This window comes from Faecalicatena sp. Marseille-Q4148 (genome assembly GCA_018228665.1).
Classification (GTDB): Bacteria; Bacillota; Clostridia; order Lachnospirales; family Lachnospiraceae; genus UBA9414.
The window spans coordinates 1,548,808-1,572,161 of record CP073692.1; the positions used below are offsets into that span (position 1 = coordinate 1,548,808).

Here is a 23,354-nt window from a genome sequence, read left to right on the forward strand (position 1 = left end):
ATATATGCTTTCCGGCTGCTGCTCAGCCGTACTTAATGCCTAATATACATACTCGCAATCATTGAATTAGTATATCATAAAGTCTTTCAAAATGCTAGTCTTGAATTTCATCTAAACGCAGTATTTTTACGATTAATTCATCAAGATCTTCATCTGCAATAGCATATTCCTTCTTTTCATTCCTTGCAACGGTTACTTTCAGTGTCTTTTCTTTCCCATAGCTGATTTCTTTCCAATAGGTATTCAGAAGTTCATAGGAATGGCGGATAAACTCTGTCTGCATCTGTTCATTGATTTCTTTCTCAGTTCCCTTGTACTCTCCGTTTTTTGCTTTCTGCATGATCTCTTCCGAGTCCTGCTGTACTCCTGTTACAAATTTAGGAAATACATCCACCGGTTCATACTCTACAGAAACTTCATATTCATGTTTTCCCGTTTCTTCAACTTCTGTCACTTCATAGCGCATTACAAGGAAAATCTGTCTGCATACTTCGATAAAATCGTTCCGCATTCCTTCGCTGACCTGCATTCCACCGATAATATTGCGATCAACAAATGAAATAATCTCTGTCTCGTATTCCTTCTCAAGATCCGCTTTCGTTTCTTTCTCCGTAAAAGTCAAAGCCTTCGTCACATCTCCCTGAAACATCTGGTCCAGCTTCGCTTCTACAAATCCTTTTGCATCAAATGCCTTCCCACAGGCAGTCAGCGCTCCTGCAGTAAAAAACAGCATAAGAATCATTCCGGCAAATTTCTGTAATCTTTTTATTTTCCTCATTTTCCACCTCTGTCTCACCGCGTTTTCTATGCTTTTCTGAAAAAGAATCTATCTTGCATTTTACCAAAGCCACTTAGAAATTTCAAGTAAAAGGACATTTGTACTTCCCGGTTCTTCTCTCCTTTACATTTCCTTTGTCCTGTATTATGATACTCTGGTAGAAAATATCAGACATCAGCTAATTGTCAAAGGAGATTCAGCCAATGGAAATCGAACGCAAATATCTTATCCACACCCTGCCGGAGAATCTGGAAAACTATCCGCACCGTATAATCGAACAAGGGTACTTATCCACCGAACCGGTTGTCCGTATCCGCCGCGACAACGATGAATATATATTAACTTATAAGTCAAAAGGGCTTATGGTGCGGGAAGAATATAATCTTCCCCTTACAAAAGACTCCTACATGCATTTGCGTGAGAAAATCGACGGACGTCTCATTATAAAAAAACGTTATCTGATTCCTCTTGCAAATGAATTAACCATCGAACTTGACATATTCGGCGGCGATCTTGCGCCGCTTATGTTGGCAGAAGTGGAATTTCCGGACGAAACTTCCGCTAACAGCTTCACTCCGCCTAAATGGTTCGGAGAAGACGTAACATTTTCCGGCGAATACCATAACAGCCGGCTCAGCCGGATCTAACAGACAAAGCGCCGTAAACTCCTTGATTGGATCTGCTACGGCGCTCTTGTTATAGAACCTATTCTCAATTTTTTCAGATTATAACTGCTTTTTGCATTTCTTGTTACTATTCCTGCAATTGCATTTTCATCAGATCATAACGCTTTTTCGCAAAATCTTTCATTGTCATATGATTTTCCGGTTTAAAATGTGCAGCCTCCATATACGAATCCGCCAATGTTTTTTCAATATCAGAATAAAATCTTACCGTTTCAATTTGTTTATTCATTTCTCTGATCTGGTTCGCATCTTGAGCATTTATATCTTCCAGTTTTTTTTCTAAAGCATTTTCATGCACCGGGAATTGATCCTTTTCCGCCAGAAATCCCGCACCATATACAATGTCATTTTCTTTCATGCCCTGTCCTGTCATAATTTCATCACTCAACAATGTATCCAAAAATGAAAATGCTTCTTCTGGTTGTTCTGTATTTCTATTCACTGCAGCATACAGCGTTACATTCGCGGTAATTCCACTGTCGATATTTTTTACCGGCCATAATGCATGCGTTTTATCCTTCTCACCCTTCAAAAGGGGAACAGTATTCTGCAAATTCGGTCCTGCCAAAACTTTATTCATATTTTCTGCACTTTGGATTTCTTCTGTAAGTTTTGAACCTGCTTCACTAAAAACAAACGCTTTTTCAAGTTGTTCTGTCAACATATCCTCTGACAGCAGAAGCTTTTCTTGTTCATAATCAGCAATTTTTCCCACAGCATATCGAAACTGTATTGCCATCGTCCCCCATAAGTCGCATTGCAGCATCTCATTTTCGGTATTCATAAGATCATTCCAGTTATCAGGAAAATCCCGGATCATTTCTCCCATCTCTCCCGGATATGCATAGAGCCCATATTCATAATAAAGCGGTAAAATAACTTGTCCTTCCTCTGTCTGTCCTGCTTTCATAATTGTAGAATTCCAGTTATTCAAATTCATATATTTCGCATCCTGAATATACTCGTCCAATGGCAAAAATGTATCTGTGTACATGATTTTCTCCGGATTAGGAAATAGCACATTCTGTTTCTCAGAAGCCATTGGATTGATACCGGACAAAATAAAGATATCCGGACCTTCACCAGACATAATTTCCGTCCGTAATTCAGAGAGCTTGATTTCATTTTCCGCAGTATTTGGAGGTAAAACAAGAAATTCTATTCTTGTTCCTTTATTTTGTTTTTCCCACAATTTTGCAATCGTGTCTAAATGCATTTTTACACTCTCTTCTGTGCAAACTGTTACTACATTTTCTTCTGTTTCTTTATTACTGCATCCGGCTAACCCACAAAATACGCATACGCTAAATAAAAATACTTTACTTTTTTTCTTCATACATACCGCCTCCTCTCTTCCGATACCATTTTCTTCCTACAAGCAACAGAACTCCTGCTACAGCTCCGATACCTATCATTATAATTGATATGATACTATTTTGACTAAACTCCTGTATCACGCTAAGCGCCTCTGTGCTTTGAAGTTGCCTTAATGCCTGAAATACTTCTGTCAGTTCTTTTTGATAATAGCTTAGTTCGAATATATTTTGTCTCGGTAAGAATGCTGAAGGCAGGGCAAGTTTTTCAGTGATCTTCTGAAATATAACAAGTAAAAAAAGAACACTTCCGCCATAAATGCTTATCCTGAATTTGTTATTTTTACAGTTTTTTATACTGCTCCAACTGCCGATCCAGAGGAAAATCATAATAATGCTTATTGCCAAAAGAATTGATATCTGTGGAAAACTTTTTCCTAAACTTCTAATATCTTCTAAATGCCAGATACGCACATTTTCTGAAAGATTTAGTTCATCTTTCAGCTGCTTTTCAATAAAAGGACTTTGTCCTTGATACGAAATCATCATAGCATCTTGATTTTCTGCTAATATAGTGACTTTGTCCCACATATTTTCTTTTTCATTCAAACCATTTTCAGGAATTTCTCTCATTCCTTTTATCAAATAATTTTCTGTCTTTCCTACAATCTGTGAAATTGCTCTAATACGCGTTCCCTGCATAACCGGCTTCGATGCATAAACGATATATTTTTCAAAGCTTCCCGAAATTATAACTTTACCGTCAACTATCTGATAATCTTCCGGCGCAACTTCTTCCAAATATGTTCCTGAATTCCAGCCACTGCCTTTTATTTCTTTGTATAAATGCACTCCTGTCTCATCTGTCTCCAAAGACGAATACGGTAGTTCTAATATTCCATCATTATTACTTTCTGCGACTATAACCTGCGCTGTCATCTGTTCTTCAATCCACAATGATAAAAATGTACAAAGAATTAATCCACAAATTACCGGCAAAAACATATATATAACTTTTCTCATATTACTTCGCCTCCCCCGGTACAATCCCCTCTACCAGTTCCTTATTAAAGCAAGAAAAGAAAAAGAGTGGCGGCAGGAATACAAGAATACATCCTGTGAGCTGCTGTGTAAGCGTTTCTGCCGATGCATATGCAAGTGCAACTGAAAGCGGATATTTCTGAAAGTCTTTTAAATATGCAATCGGCTGCTCCACCATATTCCACGCATCCAGAAACGATAACAGTCCGACACATACAATACTTCCTTTGACGATTGGCGCTGCTACACAAACAATGACCTGAATCAGCGAACATCCATCCAGCTTTGCCGCATCGATCACTTCATTAGATACTGCTTTAAAACTCTGTGTCATAATAAAAGTTCCGAGCGGCACAAAAATCATGGGAAAGATCAGCGCCTTATCTGTTCCAAGAAGGTCCAATCTGTCAAGAATAATATAATTTGGAATCAGTGTTACCTGAAGAGGAAGTACCATCAAAATCATCAAAAAGAAAAACATCGCCTGTTTTCCGGCAAATTCATATTTTGCGAAACCAAATCCTGCCAGTACAGATACTGCTACCTGCCCTGCCACAATACAGAAACAAATACCGAGACTTCTCCAAAAACGGATCAAATACTGAGACGTTCCGAGAAACACATCATAATATGACTGAAAAGAGATTCCACTTCCCAGCTGCCAGAAGCTTCTGACAAAAATTAATAAAAACGGCACAATACAAATCATTACAAGAAGTGAAGCAAACAGCGTATGTAGTATGTGAAGAGATGTTTTTTTCATTTCTAGACCTCCCTTCTCCTGATCCAACTATAAAAAATACCGACAACAATTGTTATCACCGCAAACATAAGAACCGATGCAACTGACAATTTGTTGTAATTAAAATTTTCAAAACTGTTATTTATAAAATGCTGCAGCATATAAATGTCTGGATTTGGATGTTTGCCGCCAATCAGAAAGATTTCCCGAAAACATTTAAAAGCATTGATCATTGAAAACAACAGCGCAAAAAATACAGAATGCCACATCTGAGGCGTTGTAATATAACGAAACTTCTGAAAACTTCCCGCCCCATCTATTTCCGCCGACAAATACTGATTTTCTGAAATCGTGATAAGCCCCGACAGCAACAGGATTATACTGTAACCAATATTTTTCCAGAGATATAAAATAACTGCAACACCAAGCGCCCAGGAAGTCTCCAGCCACTTCTCACGCCCTCCTCCAGTCAAAGCCAGAAATCTGTTGACGCTTCCATTTTCCGCGAATAGCATCTCTACGAGAAACACTGTTCCGACAATTGGCATAATATACGGAAACATTAAAACTGACTTCAGCACTTTATAACGTCCTACGTATTTCTTCAGCATCAGCGCAATTACATAAGACAGAAGAAGAATCAGCGGAAGTCCAATCATGAGAAACTTCAACGTGTTCCGGCATGCCAGCAGAAACATTTCATTTTGCAGCATTTCCCGATAATTTTCCAGTCCGACAAAGGTTGCGCTTCTCCCCGCACTGCTCTTTACCGAATAGCAGAGCATCATGCAAAAAGGGACTGCATAAAACACAAGGCAACCCAGTAGTAACGGCGACACAAGAAGATAACCCTTTACTGCATTATTACGATTGTATTTCATACATATCCCTCCTTAAATTATCCGGCAGCATCTATCAATAGCCTTTTTATTTTATACCGACATTCCATTTGTACATTATTTTTATTATCACAGATATTTTACTCCTCAGAAATAATTTCCATATCTTTGTATTTATCATCCTTAATGTCTTCTTTTGTTAGTTCTTCATAGAGTTTTCCGTCTTTAAAAAATAAATACTTATTATCCTTTGTGTATAAAATAAAATCATATGTTGAAGATTCATAAATCTCATCTTCTTCCGGCAAATAGCGCGGCTGTAAGATTATAAAATACGACGATAGAAACCAATTCTCCTCTGTGATCATTTGTTTGACGCAAAACTTTTATAATCATATTCAAATATGAAACTTTTTCGTTTTTAGATGCACTTTTAAGCAACATGGTATCACACCGCATTTCTAAAAAATGATCCATTTTTTTCCAAAGCAACAGCATAATCGGATTCCACCAGAATATCATTGTAATCACAAGTATGATCATTTTAATTAATGTATCATGATTACGAATATGTTGAATTTCATGGTTAATTATCAAACGCCACTCTGATTCATCCAGCTCAAGATCTGGCAGATATATATGTGGTTTACATATTCCCCATACTTTTGGAACACTTATTTGTGGTGATATGACTATATCAATTTTGTCGAATTCAGATTCCTCTATAAATGACAATGTCTTTTCAGGTTTGATTTTTTTCAGCTTTTTTAAAGTGTAAATGTCCATAACAAATGTCCAACTTACATATAGGAAAAAAAGCAAGCTTCCGCTCCCCCAGAGAATCAGAAAAACAGGTTTCATCTCTTCTAAATCCGTATGAAAAAACAGTAGTATTTTTTCAAGCGGATGCAAAATATAATCCAAATCAATTATTTTTGCCCAGTATATATCTAACGGAATCAGAAGTCGTATTATTGATAAAACTATAGAAAACAGAATAAAATGAATACCATACGCCGCAATAAAAGATGTTTTTTTAGCAAATATCAATACGATTATTACTGAAAGTGAAAAAATAATCATTGCACTTATAAAAGAATATGTACTTATATTAATTCCGGAAATAATCATTTTACTTATACCTCTCTATAAGTTTTTCCAAATCATCTAATTCCTCTTTTGAAAATGCATTTTCTGTAATGAGCTTTGAAAAAACATAATTTACATTTACATGCCTTGCCATTTCTAAAAAAAGAGCGGAAAAATACTCTCTTCCTTCCTTTGTTGGCGCAAAAGTCCTTCCATATGTTTTCCCGGTTCTGACAAATCCAACTTCTTCTATAGCGCCTTTTTCCAGCAAACCATTAATTATAATATGAATTGTACTATCTTTCCATGGTCTATTTTTTGAAGCACAAGCAAGAATATCACTTTTAGAAAGTGGTTTTTCTTCACTCAAAAGAATTTCCAATATATTTAATTCACTTTTTGTTAAATCCATTTCATTTCTCTCCTTTTAAAATATTATACTTTAACATTATTCTATAATCAATATATAATATATTAATATTTTTATAAGTCTTTTATTCCCCGTATATAGTAAGAAAGGCAGAACTCTTCTTTTTGAAGAAAAGTCCTGCCTAATGCTTAATATCATCTTTTCAAATTTTCTTAATATGTTCCAAGTCCAAACTCTTCATGTACTGCATTCAACGCTTTATCCAGATCGCTTTCTGCAATCAATACCGTAATGCGGATCTCTGAAGTAGATATCATATTGATGTTAATCCTGCTATTATAAAGAGCCTCGAACATCTGCGCTGCCACACCAGGGTTAGACATCATACCATCTCCTACAACAGATACCTTTGCCACATCTTTTTTGTACTTTACTTCTTTGATCGTCAACGCCTCTTTATGTTCTTCTAAAACATTCAAAGCTGCTTCCAAGTCACTCTCTGCTACAGTAAAGGAGATATCCTTTGTTCCTTCGCGGCCAATCGACTGCAAAATAATATCGATATTAATCTTATTTTTTGCAAGCGTATTGAAAATCTTAAATGCAACACCCGGTTTATCATCAATTCCAATCACGGAAATCCTTACAATGTCTTTCTCTCCCGCTACGCCTGTAACTAACATTCTTTCCATTTTTACCGTCTCCTTTACAATCGTTCCTTCATTTTCATTCAAGCTGGAACGCACAACTAACTGCACTCCGTATTTCTTTGCCATTTCTACGGAACGATTATGCAGTACCTTTGCACCGTGGGCTGCTAACTCCAACATTTCGTCATATGTAACTGCTTCCAGTTTTCTTGCATTTTTAACAACTCTTGGATCTGCTGTATATACACCGTCCACATCTGTGTAAATCTCACACTGATCCGCATGAAGCACTGACGCAAGCGCCACTGCTGTTGTATCCGAACCGCCACGTCCAAGCGTTGCATAATCATCATACTTGTTCACTGCCTGAAATCCTGTCACAATAACGATCTTACCGGATTCTAATTCATGGTAGATTCTCTCTGTATCCACTTTTTTAAATCTGGCATTTCCGTAGGTAGATGTGGAATACATCATTACTTGAAATGCATTTAATGACACCGCCGGAATTCCAAGTGCATTGATTGCCATTGCCATTAAAGAAACAGATACCTGCTCCCCTGTTGTCAATAACATATCCAATTCTCTCTTTGACGCGTTCGGATTAATCTCTTTCGCTTTTTCCAGCAATTCGTCAGTTGTATCTCCCATTGCAGAAAGAACCACCACTACTTGATGACCTTTTTTATAATCTTCAATGCATCTGCGCGCCACACGATAGATCCGCTCTTTGTCAGCAACAGATGAACCTCCAAATTTTTTTACTATCAGCATATTTTCCTCCAATATGATACGGATTCTCTGAAAATACCCGCGAATTTTCTTATGCAGACTCTGCAATAGCCGCTATTCTCTGCCTGCTATTTTCAGATAATGCACTCCTTCTCTTCCCTCTAAAGCCTCAATCATATCCTCCATATTTCCGGTAGAAGAAAGCACTTCAAGACTTAATGTTACTGTTGCCACTCCATTCAGCGGAATGCTCTGATGAATCGTCAAAATATTCGCTTCATATTCTGCTATCATCGCCAACAGCTCCGTCAGTACACCCGGACGATCATCCATCTGAATCACAATCGTGATTGTTTGCCCTTTTTCAGTTTCATGGAATGGAAAAATATCATCTTTGTATTTATAAAAGGAACTCCGACTGATTCCAACCTGGTCTGCCGCTTCCTGGATCGTCATCTTCTTTTCTGTCATCAGAAGCCGTTTTACCTGTACAACTTTCAAAAGCACTTCCGGAAGCGCCCGCTTCGTTACTACATAATATCTTGCTTTATCCATAGTTCCTTCCCCCATTCTTTATCCGAGACTTAACTGTTTCAGATATGCGTTCATAAATGTATCTAAAGCCCCGTCAAGGACAGCCGTTACGTTACCGTTCTCTACATTTGTCCGATGATCTTTTACTAATGTATATGGCTGCATAATATACGAACGGATCTGATTGCCAAATCCAATCTCTTTTACTTCTCCACGGATACCCGATACCTTATCTGCCTGTTCCTGCTGTTTGATCAGATACAGCTTCGCTTTCAGCATCTGCATTGCCTTTTCTTTATTGCTGAACTGCGAACGTTCATTCTGACATTGTACTACAATCCCCGTTGGCAGATGCGTAATCCTAATGGCAGAGGAAGTTTTATTAACATGCTGTCCACCGGCGCCGCTGGCCCGATAAGTATCAATCTTCAAGTCATCCTCGTTAATCTCTACGTCAATTTCCTCTTCAATATCCGGCACAACATCGCAGGATGCAAAAGAGGTCTGACGTTTTCCCGCTGAATTAAACGGTGAAATCCGCACAAGGCGATGTACACCTTTTTCAGATTTCAGATAACCATACGCATTCGCCCCATTTACCTCAAAGGTAATCGCTTTGATTCCGGTAATATCGCCTGCCTGATAGTCCAGTACGGTAATGGAAAATCCCTTCTGCTCGGACCATCTTGTATACATTCTGTAAAGCATATTCGCCCAGTCACAGGACTCCGTTCCTCCTGCGCCTGCATGAAGTGTCACAATGGCAGAATTCTTATCATATTCTCCTGAGAGAAGCGTTTCAATGCGCAGCGCTTCGTATTTCTCTTCAAAAGAACTGATCTCCCGTTCAATCTCCTTCAACATGCTCCTGTCATTTTCTTCATCTGCCATTTCAATCAGAAGTATCACATCTTCAAAATGTCCGGAAAGTCCTTTCATCGCTTCCAGCGTATCTCTAAGCGCTTTCACTTCTTTTGTTACCTCTTGAGACTCTTCAGGATTTTCCCAGAAATCCGGAGATTCCATTTTCTTCTCCAGCTCTTCCAGTCTTCGTTTCTTTCCCGCAATGTCAAAGAGACCCCCTGAGTTCTTCAAGCGGTTCTTCATAAGCGCTGATCATACTTTTTAATTCATCCAGTTCTATCATCTGCATCCTCCTTTTCACTAATAGCTGCACTTTGGCATTGCTGCATATGCAGTCTTCTATAAGCGGCAAAGGTGTGTCAGAAATCCTGCCACACCTCTTCCTGCTGTTCTATTTATTTCGTCCGCAGCACTGTTTGTATTTTTTACCGCTTCCGCATGGACACGGATCGTTCGGATACACTTTCTTTTCCGCACGTTTCTTTGGTTCATGTAAAGCAGTATCATCTTTGTTTGTTCCTGTTACTTTCGCTGCCTGCTGACGCTCTGCTTTCTGTTCAATCCGTACATTCATCAGAGTGCGCACAGTATCTTTTGTAATCGTATTGGTCATGTCGCCAAACATCTCATAACCAACCATCTTGTATTCTACAAGCGGATCTCTCTGTCCATATGCCTGAAGACCGATTCCCTGACGCAGCTGATCCATATCATCAATATGATCCATCCATCTCGCATCAATTACTTTCAGAAGAACAACACGCTCTAACTCTCTCAAATGCTCTGCTTCCGGGAATTCTGCCTCTTTTGCCTCGTAAGCTTTTACTGCACGCTCTTTTACAAGATGCTTCAATTCTTTCTGCTGCATTCCTTTCACATCTTCTGCTGTTACCGGTTTCATCGGTACCACTGCCAGAAGGTCTACATTCAGAGCTGTCAGATCCCAGTCTTCATAATCCATGTCTGAAGAAATATTCGCATCTACTGTGGATTCTACGAAATCTGTAATCATATGGAAGATAGAATCTCGCATATTCTCCCCGTCTAACACTTTGCGGCGCTCTTCGTATATCAGTTCTCTCTGCTCATTCATAACCTGGTCATACTCAAGAAGATTCTTACGGATTCCAAAGTTATTGTTCTCGATCTTCTTCTGTGCCTTCTCAATTCCGCTTGAAAGCATCTTATGCTCTAACTGCTCGCCGTCTTCGACACCGAGTTTATTAAAGATATCCATTAACTTCTCAGAACCGAAAAGACGCATCAGATCATCTTCCAGAGAAATATAGAACCGTGACTCTCCCGGATCTCCCTGACGTCCGGCACGTCCGCGCAGCTGATTATCAATTCGTCTGGATTCATGACGTTCTGTACCGATAATCTTCAGACCTCCGGCTGCCTTTGACTCATCATCCAGCTTAATATCTGTACCACGTCCCGCCATATTCGTCGCAATCGTAACAGCGCCGTGGCGTCCTGCTTCAGCAACGATCTCCGCCTCAAGTTCATGGAATTTTGCATTCAATACATTATGTTTAATACCGCGCTTTTTCAGCATCTTGCTCAAAAGTTCAGAAACTTCAATCGTAATAGTACCAACAAGCACCGGCTGTCCTGTCTGATGTGCCCGTACCACCTCATCAACGACTGCTTCGTATTTCTCGCGTTTTGTCTTATAAACAACATCATCTAAATCTTTTCTCTGAACCGGAAGATTCGTAGGAATCTCAATAACATCCATACCGTAAATATCGCGGAACTCTTTCTCCTCTGTCAAAGCAGTACCTGTCATACCGGACTTTTTCTGGAATTTATTAAACAGGTTCTGGAATGTAATCGTTGCAAGCGTCTTGCTTTCTCTTCTGACAGCTACATGCTCTTTCGCCTCAATCGCCTGATGCAGTCCGTCTGAATAGCGGCGTCCCGGCATAATACGTCCTGTAAATTCATCAACGATTACAACTTCTCCTTCCGGAGTTACAACATAATCCTGATCCTTATGCATCAGATTATGCGCCCGCAATGCCAAAATCACATTGTGCTGGATCTCCAGGTTCTCTGCATCCGCAAGGTTATCAATATGGAAGAACTTTTCAACCTTCTTAACACCTTCTTCTGTCAGATTGACATTCTTATCTTTCTCATTTACGATGAAATCGCCTGTCTCTTCGATATCCTCTCCCATAATGGCATTCATCTTTGTAAATTCTCCGCTGGCCTCTCCTCGTTCCAACTGTCTTGCCAGAATATCGCACGCATCGTAAAGCTTTGTAGACTTATTGCTCTGTCCGGAAATAATAAGCGGTGTTCTCGCTTCATCGATCAAAACAGAGTCAACCTCATCGATGATCGCATAATGAAGCCCTCTTTGTACAAGCTGCTCTTTATAAACAACCATATTATCTCTCAGATAATCAAAGCCCAGTTCATTATTCGTAATATATGTAATATCACAGTTATATGCCTCGCGGCGCTCATCATTGTTCATGGAGTTCAGGACAACACCAACTGTCAAGCCAAGAAAACGATGAATCTGTCCCATCCACTCTGCGTCACGCTTTGCCAGATAGTCATTGACAGTAACGATATGTACCCCTTTCCCTTCAAGGGCATTCAGATATGCCGGCAATGTGGAAACCAATGTCTTACCTTCACCGGTACGCATCTCTGCAATACGTCCCTGATGCAGGATTACACCGCCGATCAGCTGTACCCGGAAGTGCTTCAGTCCGATCGTTCTGACCGCTGCTTCTCTGACAACCGCAAATGCTTCCGGAAGAATGTCATCCAGTGTTGCTCCTTCTGCCAGTCTTTCTTTAAATTCCTTTGTTTTTCCTCTTAATTCCTCATCGGACAACTGCTGCATGTCGCTGTCCAGCGATTCAATATAATCTACAATCGGATAAATCCGCTTCAGCTCATGTTCACTGTGCGTACCGAAAATTTTCTCAATGAAACCCATATGTCTTCTCCTTCATTTCTATCTAATGTTAAGACTACTCTTCATTCTAACACTATACGCCATTCAGTTCAACCAAATTCTCACGAAAAGTTCCTGATTCTCCCCTTATAAGACGTTATCCTTATAAGACGTTAAGCAAGAAGAGAAGCCTTGCATATTTACAGGGCTCCTCATTTCTTTCTTGTGACTATTTTGTATCTGTCAAATCCTCAACTCCATCGCGAATCGCATCTCCGGTATTTTCCACACCGTCTTTTACTGCATCTCCGAGATCTTCCACATCATCTTTTATGTCTTCTCCCATAGTTGTTCCGTCTTTTCTTTCCTCGACAGTATCTGCATTTTCATTTTTATTCATTCCGTTTTCTGTGGCATCATTATTGCTCCCGCATGCCGCAGCCAGACACAATGCCAGTACGCATACTAGCGTAATCATAGTTTTTCTAATTTGTTTCATAATAATAAAATCTCCCTTTCTGTGAAATAAAATCGAATATATCAATAATATTTACAGATTGGGAGATATTATACTTCACAAATACATTTTAATTATTGTTTTCTTTCAGCACTACATCGCTCATATCGTACATACCTGCCGGTTTCCCCGCCAGATACTTCGCTGCTTCCAACGCGCCTTTGGCAAAAATTGATTTGGAATATGCTGTATGATGAAATTCTACAACTTCATCCATACCCGCAAAGATCACGTCATGCTGCCCTACGATCGTTCCTCCTCGCACAGCTGAAATGCCGATTTCTTTCGCATCTCGTTTCTGGCGCACCTGGCTTCTGTCATATACATAATGATAATTATGATCCATAGCTTCATTGATAGAATCTGCCATAGCAATCGCTGTTCCGCTTGGTGCATCAATCTTCTGATTGTGATGTTTTTCTACAATCTCGATATCAAATCCGGCGCCTCCAAGAACTTTTGCCGCTTCTTTTAATAATTTCAGAAGCAGATTCACTCCAAGAGACATATTCGCAGAACGAAGCACTGCCGTTTCCTTAGCAAGTTCTTCTGCTTTTTGAAGCTGCTCCTCTGATAATCCTGTTGTACAAAGAACAACCGGAAGCTTCTTAGCCTTACATGTATCAAGAAGTGCATCCACTGCTGCTGCACTTGAGAAATCAACTACAACATCGGCTGACACATCGCATGCATCCAAGCTTGGAAATACCGGATAATCATTGTTGATTCCGGTATAGGTATCAATTCCGGCTGCCACTTCGATATTCTCGTCTTCTTTTGCAAGCTGCGTTAGCACCTGCCCCATCTTTCCATTACAACCATGTATTATCATCTTAATCATCTGTCTCTTCCCCCTGTCTCTGGTATCTCTTTCTAGCACACGCGCAGGCCAAATTCTTTCATTGCCTGCACAAGTTTCTTCTCGTTCTCTGCAGAAATCTCTGTCAGCGGAAGACGAAGCGGTCCTGCTTCCATTCCAAGAAGGCTGACTGCTTTCTTCACCGGAATTGGATTCACTTCACTAAAAAGCTGATCGATCAGCGGAAGTGCGCGGAGCTGAAGCGCACAGCTTTCTTCTACCTGTCCTTTCCAGAACAACTCACAGATATCGTGTGTTTCGTCCGGAGCAACATTAGAAAGTACAGAGATGACACCTTTGGCTCCGAGAGACAGAAGCGGAACGATCTGATCATCATTACCGGAATACAGATCAATATTGCCGTCTGTCAGCTGCATGATCTTCGCAACCTGAGAAATATTTCCTGACGCTTCTTTGATTCCCACTACATATTCTGATTCCTTCACGATCTTAGCAACCGTCTCCGGCGCAATATTACATCCTGTTCGGCTTGGCACATTATACATGATGACCGGAGCTTTTGCTTCCTTAGCAATTGCACTATAATGTGCTTCCAGCCCCTGCTGTGTTGCCTTATTATAATAAGGTGTCACAACAAGAAGACCGTCCGCGCCGTCCTTCACTGCTTCTACAGAAGCCTCTACGGCATTCCTTGTGCAGTTCGAGCCCGTTCCGGCAATGACCGGGATTCTTCCCTTTGCCTGCTCTACTGTAAAACGAATACACTGACGATGTTCTTCTCTTGACATTGTCGCAGATTCTCCTGTTGTTCCGCAAATAATAATCGCGTCTGTCTTCTTCTCACAATGATAATCTATTAATTCAGCCAGCTTGTCATAATTAATACTTCCATCTGCATGAAATGGTGTAATGATTGCTACACCTGCACCTGTAAAAACTGCCATAGTCTCATCCTCCTCGTCTTTCTGACACTCGCCTGATATGCTCGAATTTTAACATTAATTATCAGCAATGTCAATCAAGCCCGCGACAAATTCAATTGACAGTACCTGTGCTTTTTACAGCGCTACGCATCCATACATTCCAGCTTACTTACGGATACTTCATATGCTACCCGCTTCTGTGTTTCTGTCTCAGAAAGTTTCTTTATATACTCTCTGCTCTGGATTCTTCCGAGAATCTGGACATGTTCTCCCACCTGGAATCCGGAAGCATATCTTGCATTCCTTCCCCAACAGATACATGGAATGTAATCTGACTTTCCGTAAGGGCGGTTGACTGCAAGCAGCACATCTGCAATCTCTCTCCCAAGAGGTGTTTTCCGATAGATCGGCTCTTTACATATGTAGCCATCCAGCAAAATACTGTTGGTTTTCACTCCGTCCGGTTCTTCATCTACAAATGAAACTTCTCTTACAAATACCGAAAGCACCAATCGGTTTTTCTGCTCCTCATGGCGATTATAGGATCGGAACTGTCCGGATGCCATGATATATTCTCCCGTATAGTCCTCTGTCACATCGATCAGGCGTTCTGAGATCATAAGCGGTATAATATCATCCGAATTACTCAATCGTCTCACTCTTACATCCACCATATAAAAGCCCTCGCCAAACACCTCGTGACTGAATGTAAATCCGGAAATAATCTCTCCCATAATTGTTACCTGATTGTTTTCAATAATCTTATCTGACATGAATTGTAAATCTCCCTTCCTCTGCGGCGTATTTTTTAGTCACTACTAAGTCTATGGACATCCCTGCCATACTAGAACTGAAAATCTTCCTGTTTTCCCAAAACCGTATGCCAGAAATTTTGAAATTTCTCCGGCATATTTCAAAATTCTCCGGTATCTTTCTTTTTCCGACCTTTTTCGTTCTTGTGACAGAATGTCTTGTAAAAAACAAAAAATGTGATAATATATATAGGTTGAAACTAAAAACGTACAAAATAAAATAAAGGATTGATATAATTATGAATATGAAACGTGAAGATATCCGAAACATTGCCATCATCGCCCATGTAGACCACGGCAAAACAACATTAGTGGATGAGCTTCTCAAACAAAGCGGTGTATTCCGTGAAAATCAAGAAGTAGCAGAGCGTGTCATGGACTCCAATGACATTGAGAGAGAACGTGGTATCACAATCCTCTCCAAAAATACTGCTGTCTATTACAAAAACACAAAAATCAATATTATCGATACACCAGGACATGCTGACTTTGGCGGCGAAGTAGAGCGTGTATTAAAAATGGTTAATGGTGTTATCCTTCTTGTAGATGCATTTGAAGGTGTTATGCCGCAGACAAAATTTGTACTCCGGAAAGCCTTAGAGCTGGAACTCCCTGTAATTGTCTGCATCAACAAGATTGACCGGCCGGAGGCACGACCGGACGAAGTTATTGATGAAGTACTTGAGTTATTTATGGATCTCGATGCTTCTGATGAACAGCTTGACTGTCCATTTGTCTATGCTTCTGCCAAGTCCGGCATCGCTGTTCTTGATCTCTCTGACGATCCAGAGAATATGGAACCGCTGTTTGAGACAATCCTCGACTACATTCCTGCACCGGAGGGCGATCCGGATGCCGGTACACAGCTGCTCATCAGCACAATCGATTACAACGAATATGTGGGAAGAATCGGTGTCGGCAAAGTTGATAACGGCGTGATCGCAGTCAATCAGGATCTTGTTGTTGTAAATCATCATGATCCGGACAAGCAGAAAAAAGTAAAAATCGGAAAGCTCTATGAATTCGATGGTCTGAAAAAAGTCGAAGTGAAAGAGGCCGGTGTCGGATCTATCGTTGCAATCTCCGGTATTCCTGACATTGCCATCGGTGATACCATCTGCTGTGCCGACGCACCAAGTGCAATTCCGTTCCAGAAAATCTCTGAACCGACAATCGCTATGCAGTTCATTGTCAATGACAGTCCATTTGCAGGACAGGAAGGAAAATTCGTCACTTCCCGCCATATCCGGGAGCGTCTTTTCCGCGAACTGAATACCGATGTCAGCCTGCGGGTAGAAGAATCTGAATCGACAGACAGCTTCAAAGTTTCCGGCCGCGGAGAACTTCATCTCTCTGTCCTTATTGAGAATATGCGCCGCGAAGGATATGAATTTGCAGTCAGCAAAGCCGAAGTATTATACAAAAAAGATGAGAACGGCAAACTGCTTGAGCCAATGGAACTGGCATACATTGATGTACCGGAAGAATTTACCGGAACTGTCATTGAGAAACTAAGTCAGAGAAAAGGCGAACTCCGCAATATGGGTACTGCCAATGGCGGATATACCCGTCTGGAATTCTCGATTCCTTCAAGAGGCCTGATCGGATATCGCGGTGATTTCATGACAGACACAAAGGGAAACGGAATCCTCAACACAATTTTCGACGGATATGCTCCGTACAAAGGAGATATTCAGTATCGAAAACAAGGCTCTCTCATCGCATTTGAAACCGGAACTGCCGTTGCCTATGGTTTGTTCAGCGCTCAGGACCGCGGTACTCTCTTCATTGGACCTGGCGAAAAAGTATATGCAGGTATGGTCATTGGTCAGAATGGTAAGTCCGAAGACATTGAGTTAAATGTCTGCAAAACAAAGCACCTGACAAACACAAGATCCTCCAGCGCCGATGAAGCGTTAAAACTTGTACCGCCTCGTATTCTAAGTCTTGAACAGGCAATTGATTTCATCGAGACGGACGAGCTGTTGGAAGTTACCCCAAAATCTTTGCGGATCCGCAAAAAAATCCTTGATCCGCGCCTAAGAAAGAGAGCACAATTCAATAAATAATGGATTTTTTAAGACTACTGGAAGGAATCAGGAATCCCGTTCTTGATTCCTTCTTCCAATGGATTACTTATTTCGGGCAAGAAATCTGCATCCTTGCAGTTATCTGCCTCTTTTACTGGTGTCTGGACAAAAGATTCGCCTATCGGCTCGGATTTATCTACTTTTCTGCCGGTCTTTGCATCCAGACATTGAAAATTACATTTCGGATTCCCCGTCCGTGGATACTGGATCCCGAATTTCATCCGGTCGCAAGCGCTGTTCCTGCCGCCACCGGATATTCTTTTCCAAGCGGTCACACGCAGGGAGGCACCTGCCTCTTTGTCCCTTTGGCTCTGCGCTCCCGGAAATTCTGGCAGAAATGTCTCTGCATTCTGATGTTTCTCGCCATCGGATTTTCACGGATGTATCTGGGCGTACACACACCAAAAGATGTTCTCACCGCTATGGCCGTCTCCCTCTTTTTTACAGCAATCATCTGGAAATTCGGAGACAGTCTGCTGGAAGAAAACAGGTATACGAAAATGATTTCCGTCATTCTTCTCATCCTTTCCTGCCTGACTGCGTTCTACGCGCTTCTTTTGTTTCGTCAGAATATCATTGAAGTCAAATATGCCGCTGACTGCTGCAAAGCTGCCGGCGCCGGTCTTGGCTTCGCTGCAGGCTTTTATCTGGAACGGACTTATTTGAATTTCTGTTCACGCTGCCGCAATGTCAGCCATCTGCTTCAGCGTATGACCGTTGGTCTTCTTCTGACACTGGTACTAAAGCTGACGCTGAAATTCTTTCTCGGAGACACACTTTTCATGGAACTTTTACAGTATTTCTTTGTGGTACTCTTTGTTATGTACGGATATCCGTTCCTTTTTACAAAAATGAAAAAAACTCCTTTACAGTAATTCATTTTATCCTTTACAATGGAAATGATTATATTGTAAAGGAGTTTTTATATGAAGAAATACATCAAGGTAGGATTGGTGCAGGCTGCAAACATTTTAGAATTATTTATCGCCGGTATTTTGGCTCTCGGCGTTTTATTCTTTACCACTCAGCTTGTCGGTTCTTTATTTCAAATCGGGAATTTTGAAGCGTTCCATACTGCCGAAGAACTGCTGGCCGGCGCTTTTACCCTTGTAATCGGAATCGAGCTGATCCATATGCTCTGCGAGCATTCTCCGGGAACTGTGTTCCAAGTACTTTTATTTGCCATCGCAAGACAGATTGTGATTGATCACGAACGCGCCATCGACAATCTGATCGGCGTTGCTGCCATTGCAATTTTATTTGCCACAAGAAAATATCTGTTCTGCCATTTTGATGAATCCGAAAGTATCATCTTCCGCGCCAGCCAGAAAGTAACTGTCGTCAATAAGATCATACATACGCAAATTCCTTATCACGATGATGAAACTCTGGGAGATGTCCTTCTCCGGAAGTTCGAAGATGACCAGATCCACCTTGCAGTCGGCGCCTGCGCCTATTTTTCCAACTTCACATTAAGAGTTGCTAAGATGCACGAAGGAAAAGTATCAAGAATTGAAGTAATTCGGTCTATACGTTAACACTTTTTTGTGTTATAATCATCATATGGACAAGCAATTCAGTTGTCCCTCACCGAATTTTCGGTGAAATACACGAAAAGGAGTTGAATTGTATGAACTACATTATCAGCGGAAAAAATATCGACGTCACACCTGCATTGAAAGAGACGATCGAAAAAAAACTCGGAAAGTTAGAAAGATATTTTACTCCTGAAACAGAAATTATTGTAACCCTTAGCGTTGAAAAAGATCGTCAGAAGATCGAAGTTACAATTCCTGTAAAAGGAACGATCATCCGTTCCGAACAGAGCAGCAGCGATATGTATGTATCTATTGATCTTGTAGAAGAAGTGATTGAGCGGCAGCTCCGCAGATACAAGACAAAATTAGTCGCAAAACATCAGGACGAAAGCAACTTCAAGAAGGAATTCTTTGAAGAAGAAGTACAGGAATCACTGGAAGAACCAATTAAGATCATCCGTACAAAACGTTTCGGTATCAAGCCAATGTATCCTGAAGATGCATGTGTACAGATGGAACTTCTTGGACATGATTTCTATGTATTCTTCAATGCAGAATCTGAAGAAGTTAATGTTGTTTACAAACGTAAGAATGGAACCTATGGTTTGATCGAACCAGAATTCAGATAAAGAATACGGAACCGGCACACATCGCTGCCGGTTCCTTTTCTAATTTCATCCTTTTTCTATTCTTTCCAGAGCATCATCTCTCCTGCCACATCTGCAAAATAACACGCATCTCCCATCTGCGGCTCCACCTGTCCATTCGTCCCTTCTACGATTTCTGCTGTTACCTGGCTGATCAGTTCCTCCGGAACAAGCACTGTCATCCGCACAAGATCTTCATAAACCGTATCCAATGTCTGAATCTTCTTCTGTCCCAGTATGTACTGAATTTTCCCCAGATTCGTGTAATCTGTCGTAAACTCAAGTTTATATCCTTTATATTTGGTTATAATAATACTATTGGCAAGTCCTTCTTTCACTGCGCCTGAATACGCTCTCACAAGACCGCCCGTTCCAAGAAGTGTCCCGCCAAAATATCTTGTAACCACAACTGCAATATCATGGATTTCCTCTCCCATAAGGACATCCAGCATTGGTTTGCCTGCTGTTCCCTGTGGCTCCCCGTCATCGCTCATGCGCTGGACCTGAAAACGCTCTCCAATTACATAGGCAGAACAGTTATGAGTGGCATCCCAGTATTTTTTTTTCATCTCCGCAATAAAGGCAATGGCTTCTTCCTCTGTTTTTACCGGCCGCACCGTCGCGATAAACCTTGACTTTTTGACGATGATCTCGCCCTCACCGCCTTCATAGACTGTTGTATACTGACTTAACATACTATCTTCCTCGCTTGTTTTTCTTCCATATAGTATATATCATAACAGAAATATTGTGAAACTCTCAAGATTTTCTTAATATTTCCGCATGAAATATGAACTTTTTAAAATAGACTTTATTTCCCAAGTATGTCTATGCTATAATATCCTGGTATGAAGGAGGCTACTGATTCATGAATTATGGAAAAAGAAATGTTTCTAAAAAACAAAAAGCACTCACTTCCAAATCTACGATGAAAAAGAAACGGGCCGGTGTCCGCGTCCTGAAAGCAACGCTTCTTACGCTGATTCTCTGCGCCATTCTCGCTGTCGTAGGTGTTGGATTATTCGCTAAACGAATCATTGACAATGCGCCGGATATTTCTCCTGCCAACGTCAAACCTGAAGGATATTCCACAACCGTTTATAATCAGGACGGAAGCGAAGAGCTGGAACGTTTCGTTGCTGCTAATGCGAACCGTATTTATAAACCGATCTCTGAGATTCCGAAAGATCTGCAGCATGCATTTGTAGCAATCGAAGATGAACGCTTCTATGAACACAAAGGAATTGATCCACAGGGTATTATCAGAGCCGGTATTACCGGTATTTTAAATGGTGGAAACTTCTCACAGGGTGCCAGTACACTGACACAGCAGCTGATTAAGAATACGATCTATACCGACTTTATGGAAGAAGATACTTTTTATGAGCGTGTAGAACGAAAGCTGCAGGAACAGTATCTCGCACTTCAGCTTGAGAAACAGGAATCCAAAGAACAGATCCTTGAAAACTATCTGAATACCATTAACCTGGGACAGAATACACTGGGTGTTCAGACAGCAGCAAAACGATATTTCGGGAAAGATGTATCTGAACTGTCACTCTCTGAATGTGCTGTAGTTGCAGCGATCACACAGAACCCGACACGATATAATCCGATTACAAATCCTGATGAGAACGCAAAACGTCGCGACAAAGTTCTCCGTAATATGGCAGAGCAGGGATATATCACAGAAGCTCAACGTCAGGAGGCGCTCGCTGATCAGGTATATGAGCGGATTCAGATTGTAAACTCTGCCGTTTCTGCTGATGATTCACCTTACACTTATTTTATTGACGCACTTTCTTCACAAGTGCAGGAAGATCTGGAAACCAAACTTGGATATTCCGCAACCCAGGCTTACAATGCTGTTTACAGCGGCGGACTTTCTATTTTCGCGACACAGGACAAAGCGCTGCAGGCAATCTGCGATGAAGAGATCAATAATGATGAATATTATCCTGCAAGCGAAGTCGGTCTTTCCTATGCATTTACCATTGTCCGCGCCGATGGAACTGTCGAGAACTTCGGTCAGGAACATATTGCAGCTTATATGAAAGAAGTTCATGGCGACAAATACGGTCTTGTATTCGATTCCGAAGAAACTGCCAGAGCTTATGTAGAAGAATGGAAGGCAACTGTAGTCCGTCCGGACGACCAGTCTCACGACGAAGCTTTCAGCACTTCTCCACAGCCACAGGCATCCTTCCTGATTATGGATCAATACACCGGTCAGGTCAAAGCACTCTCCGGCGGACGTGGAGAAAAGACATCCAGTAAGAGTTTTAACCGTGCTACAGACTCTGCGCGGCAGCCTGGATCCTGCTTTAAGATTCTGGCAGCCTATGCGCCTGCTATCGACAGCTGCGGATATAATCTTGCAACTACGATCAAAGACGAAGAATACTATTACTCCGATGGCGAACATAAGAAAGTAAACAACTGGTGGGGAGATTACTACAAGGGCGATATGACTGTCAGATCTTGTATTGAGCAGTCTGCCAACGTCTGTGCTGTCAAAACGATTGCAGATGTAACTCCTGCACTTTCTATGGAATACCTGAAAGAATTCGGATTAACAACCATTGTCACAGATCCGAATGTACAGCCAAATGATGTGCATGAAGCAACCGCACTCGGCGGTATTACAAACGGTGTTACGAATATTGAAATGACAGCGGCATATGCAGCCATTGCCAATGGCGGTGTTTATAACCGTCCGGTACTTTACACAAAAGTAATCGACCATGACGGCAATGTGCTTCTTGATAATACTACTCCGGAATCCCATACGGTATTAAAGGATTCTACTGCTGCTCTTCTGACAGATGGTATGAAGAGCGTTATCTACGGTTCCAGCGGAACCGGACGCCGGGCTGCTCTGTACAGCGGTATGCCTGTATCCGGTAAGACCGGTACTACCTCTTCTAATGTAGATATCTGGTTCTCCGGTTATACGCCATATTATACTGCCTCTATCTGGGCTGGATATGACTCTAACAAACCGCTGACAAATACAAGCTTTCATCTGACGATCTGGAGAAGTATTATGGAACGCATTCACGAATCTCTTCCGGTCAGAGAATTTGCATTACCGGATTCTGTTGAAAAAGCTTCTGTATGTTCAATTACGGGATTACGCGCCACAAGCAGCTGCCCTACAACTTCAGAACTGTTTGCCAAAGACGATCTGCCGGATGACTACTGCAGCGGACATGTTGTAGAAACTCCTGACGATGATGATGACGATGACAAAGAGGATGATAACGATAGCGACAGCAACAGCGGTACAACACAGCCTGAATCTCCAACGGAACCGGAAACTCCAACTACACCGGAGACACCGACAGAACCGACACCGCCTCCTACACAACCGGAGACACCGACGGATCCAAATACACAAAATCCGCCAGCACAATAGTACAGCACTTCTCATATAACATATAGTGGGA

The 23,354-nt window shown here is 41.2% G+C and carries 23 protein-coding genes; 6 read left to right on the forward strand and 17 right to left on the reverse strand.

Translation table 11 applies throughout. From position 1 onward, the window contains the following. Nucleotides 1-94 precede the first annotated feature (94 nt). On the reverse strand, nucleotides 95-778 hold the full coding sequence (locus tag KFE17_07290) for a hypothetical protein (GenBank protein QUO33515.1): 684 nt from the start codon (nucleotides 776-778) through the stop codon (nucleotides 95-97). Nucleotides 779-981: 203 nt separating this feature from the next. Between KFE17_07290 and KFE17_07295 the strand changes: the two genes are divergently transcribed. Next, entirely contained in the window at nucleotides 982-1,425 is a 444-nt protein-coding gene (locus tag KFE17_07295) for a CYTH domain-containing protein (GenBank protein ID QUO33516.1), read from the forward strand. A 106-nt stretch (nucleotides 1,426-1,531) separates the two neighbouring features. On the opposite strand, the gene KFE17_07300 is transcribed toward KFE17_07295, so the two are convergent. The 15 genes from KFE17_07300 to KFE17_07370 all read right to left on the reverse strand — a co-directional run bounded on the left by KFE17_07300 (nucleotide 1,532) and on the right by KFE17_07370 (nucleotide 15,591). Next, nucleotides 1,532-2,800 (reverse strand): extracellular solute-binding protein, encoded by a 1,269-nt coding sequence (locus KFE17_07300; GenBank protein ID QUO33517.1) that lies wholly within the window; start codon nucleotides 2,798-2,800, stop codon nucleotides 1,532-1,534. Continuing rightward, a complete protein-coding gene (locus KFE17_07305; protein ID QUO33518.1) occupies nucleotides 2,784-3,800 on the reverse strand; it encodes a hypothetical protein in 1,017 nt (338 codons plus the stop codon). The genes KFE17_07300 and KFE17_07305 overlap by 17 nt, the downstream gene beginning before the upstream one ends. Nucleotide 3,801: 1 nt before the next feature. Continuing rightward, nucleotides 3,802-4,581, reverse strand: a complete 780-nt coding sequence (locus KFE17_07310) for a carbohydrate ABC transporter permease (protein ID QUO33519.1) — start codon at nucleotides 4,579-4,581, stop codon at nucleotides 3,802-3,804. 2 nt (nucleotides 4,582-4,583) lie between these two features. Next, nucleotides 4,584-5,441 carry a sugar ABC transporter permease gene (locus KFE17_07315; protein ID QUO33520.1) on the reverse strand — a complete coding sequence of 286 codons (858 nt, stop codon included), beginning with the start codon at nucleotides 5,439-5,441 and terminating at the stop codon, nucleotides 4,584-4,586. Between the two features lie 98 nt (nucleotides 5,442-5,539). Then, on the reverse strand, nucleotides 5,540-5,707 hold the full coding sequence (locus KFE17_07320; GenBank protein QUO33521.1) for a hypothetical protein: 168 nt from the start codon (nucleotides 5,705-5,707) through the stop codon (nucleotides 5,540-5,542). Then, nucleotides 5,691-6,530 carry a M56 family metallopeptidase gene (locus KFE17_07325; protein QUO33522.1) on the reverse strand — a complete coding sequence of 280 codons (840 nt, stop codon included), beginning with the start codon at nucleotides 6,528-6,530 and terminating at the stop codon, nucleotides 5,691-5,693. The genes KFE17_07320 and KFE17_07325 overlap by 17 nt, the downstream gene beginning before the upstream one ends. A 1-nt stretch (nucleotide 6,531) precedes the next feature. Next, nucleotides 6,532-6,900 carry a BlaI/MecI/CopY family transcriptional regulator gene (locus tag KFE17_07330; GenBank protein ID QUO33523.1) on the reverse strand — a complete coding sequence of 123 codons (369 nt, stop codon included), beginning with the start codon at nucleotides 6,898-6,900 and terminating at the stop codon, nucleotides 6,532-6,534. A gap of 170 nt (nucleotides 6,901-7,070) precedes the next feature. Beyond that, the gene (locus KFE17_07335; protein QUO33524.1) at nucleotides 7,071-8,282 is read right to left on the reverse strand and encodes an aspartate kinase; all 1,212 of its coding nucleotides are present in this window, start codon (nucleotides 8,280-8,282) and stop codon (nucleotides 7,071-7,073) included. 72 nt (nucleotides 8,283-8,354) lie between these two features. Further along, on the reverse strand, nucleotides 8,355-8,795 hold the full coding sequence (locus tag KFE17_07340) for an ACT domain-containing protein (protein ID QUO33525.1): 441 nt from the start codon (nucleotides 8,793-8,795) through the stop codon (nucleotides 8,355-8,357). A gap of 18 nt (nucleotides 8,796-8,813) precedes the next feature. Then, nucleotides 8,814-9,921, reverse strand: a protein-coding gene (gene prfB, locus KFE17_07345) for a peptide chain release factor 2 (protein ID QUO33526.1) whose coding sequence is annotated in 2 segments (ribosomal slippage) — nucleotides 8,814-9,845 and nucleotides 9,847-9,921 — 1,107 coding nt in all. Because the reading frame shifts where the segments join, the coding sequence is not laid out codon by codon here. A gap of 108 nt (nucleotides 9,922-10,029) precedes the next feature. Then, complete coding sequence (secA, locus tag KFE17_07350) at nucleotides 10,030-12,600, reverse strand: preprotein translocase subunit SecA (protein QUO33527.1); 2,571 nt, start codon at nucleotides 12,598-12,600, stop codon at nucleotides 10,030-10,032. Nucleotides 12,601-12,787: 187 nt separating this feature from the next. Next, on the reverse strand, nucleotides 12,788-13,057 hold the full coding sequence (locus KFE17_07355) for a hypothetical protein (protein ID QUO33528.1): 270 nt from the start codon (nucleotides 13,055-13,057) through the stop codon (nucleotides 12,788-12,790). Between the two features lie 88 nt (nucleotides 13,058-13,145). Next, complete coding sequence (locus KFE17_07360; protein QUO33529.1) at nucleotides 13,146-13,916, reverse strand: 4-hydroxy-tetrahydrodipicolinate reductase; 771 nt, start codon at nucleotides 13,914-13,916, stop codon at nucleotides 13,146-13,148. Nucleotides 13,917-13,948: 32 nt separating this feature from the next. After that, nucleotides 13,949-14,839: a 4-hydroxy-tetrahydrodipicolinate synthase gene (locus tag KFE17_07365; GenBank protein ID QUO33530.1), complete on the reverse strand. Its 891-nt coding sequence runs from the start codon at nucleotides 14,837-14,839 to the stop codon at nucleotides 13,949-13,951. A gap of 122 nt (nucleotides 14,840-14,961) precedes the next feature. Further along, nucleotides 14,962-15,591 carry a single-stranded DNA-binding protein gene (locus tag KFE17_07370; protein QUO33531.1) on the reverse strand — a complete coding sequence of 210 codons (630 nt, stop codon included), beginning with the start codon at nucleotides 15,589-15,591 and terminating at the stop codon, nucleotides 14,962-14,964. 278 nt (nucleotides 15,592-15,869) lie between these two features. Here KFE17_07370 and typA point away from each other — a divergent pair, with 278 nt between their 5' ends. The 4 genes from typA to raiA all read left to right on the forward strand — a co-directional run bounded on the left by typA (nucleotide 15,870) and on the right by raiA (nucleotide 19,887). After that, a complete protein-coding gene (typA, locus tag KFE17_07375) occupies nucleotides 15,870-17,699 on the forward strand; it encodes a translational GTPase TypA (GenBank protein QUO33532.1) in 1,830 nt (609 codons plus the stop codon). Beyond that, nucleotides 17,699-18,595, forward strand: a complete 897-nt coding sequence (locus KFE17_07380; protein ID QUO33533.1) for a phosphatase PAP2 family protein — start codon at nucleotides 17,699-17,701, stop codon at nucleotides 18,593-18,595. Before typA ends, KFE17_07380 begins: the two co-directional genes overlap by 1 nt. 51 nt (nucleotides 18,596-18,646) lie before the next feature. Beyond that, a complete protein-coding gene (locus KFE17_07385) occupies nucleotides 18,647-19,258 on the forward strand; it encodes a transporter (GenBank protein QUO33534.1) in 612 nt (203 codons plus the stop codon). 92 nt (nucleotides 19,259-19,350) lie between these two features. Further along, nucleotides 19,351-19,887, forward strand: a complete 537-nt coding sequence (raiA, locus tag KFE17_07390; protein QUO33535.1) for a ribosome-associated translation inhibitor RaiA — start codon at nucleotides 19,351-19,353, stop codon at nucleotides 19,885-19,887. 56 nt (nucleotides 19,888-19,943) lie between these two features. On the opposite strand, the gene KFE17_07395 is transcribed toward raiA, so the two are convergent. Next, nucleotides 19,944-20,600 (reverse strand): YigZ family protein, encoded by a 657-nt coding sequence (locus KFE17_07395; protein ID QUO33536.1) that lies wholly within the window; start codon nucleotides 20,598-20,600, stop codon nucleotides 19,944-19,946. A gap of 173 nt (nucleotides 20,601-20,773) precedes the next feature. Here KFE17_07395 and KFE17_07400 point away from each other — a divergent pair, with 173 nt between their 5' ends. Beyond that, nucleotides 20,774-23,323 (forward strand): transglycosylase domain-containing protein, encoded by a 2,550-nt coding sequence (locus KFE17_07400; protein ID QUO33537.1) that lies wholly within the window; start codon nucleotides 20,774-20,776, stop codon nucleotides 23,321-23,323. Nucleotides 23,324-23,354 lie beyond the last annotated feature (31 nt).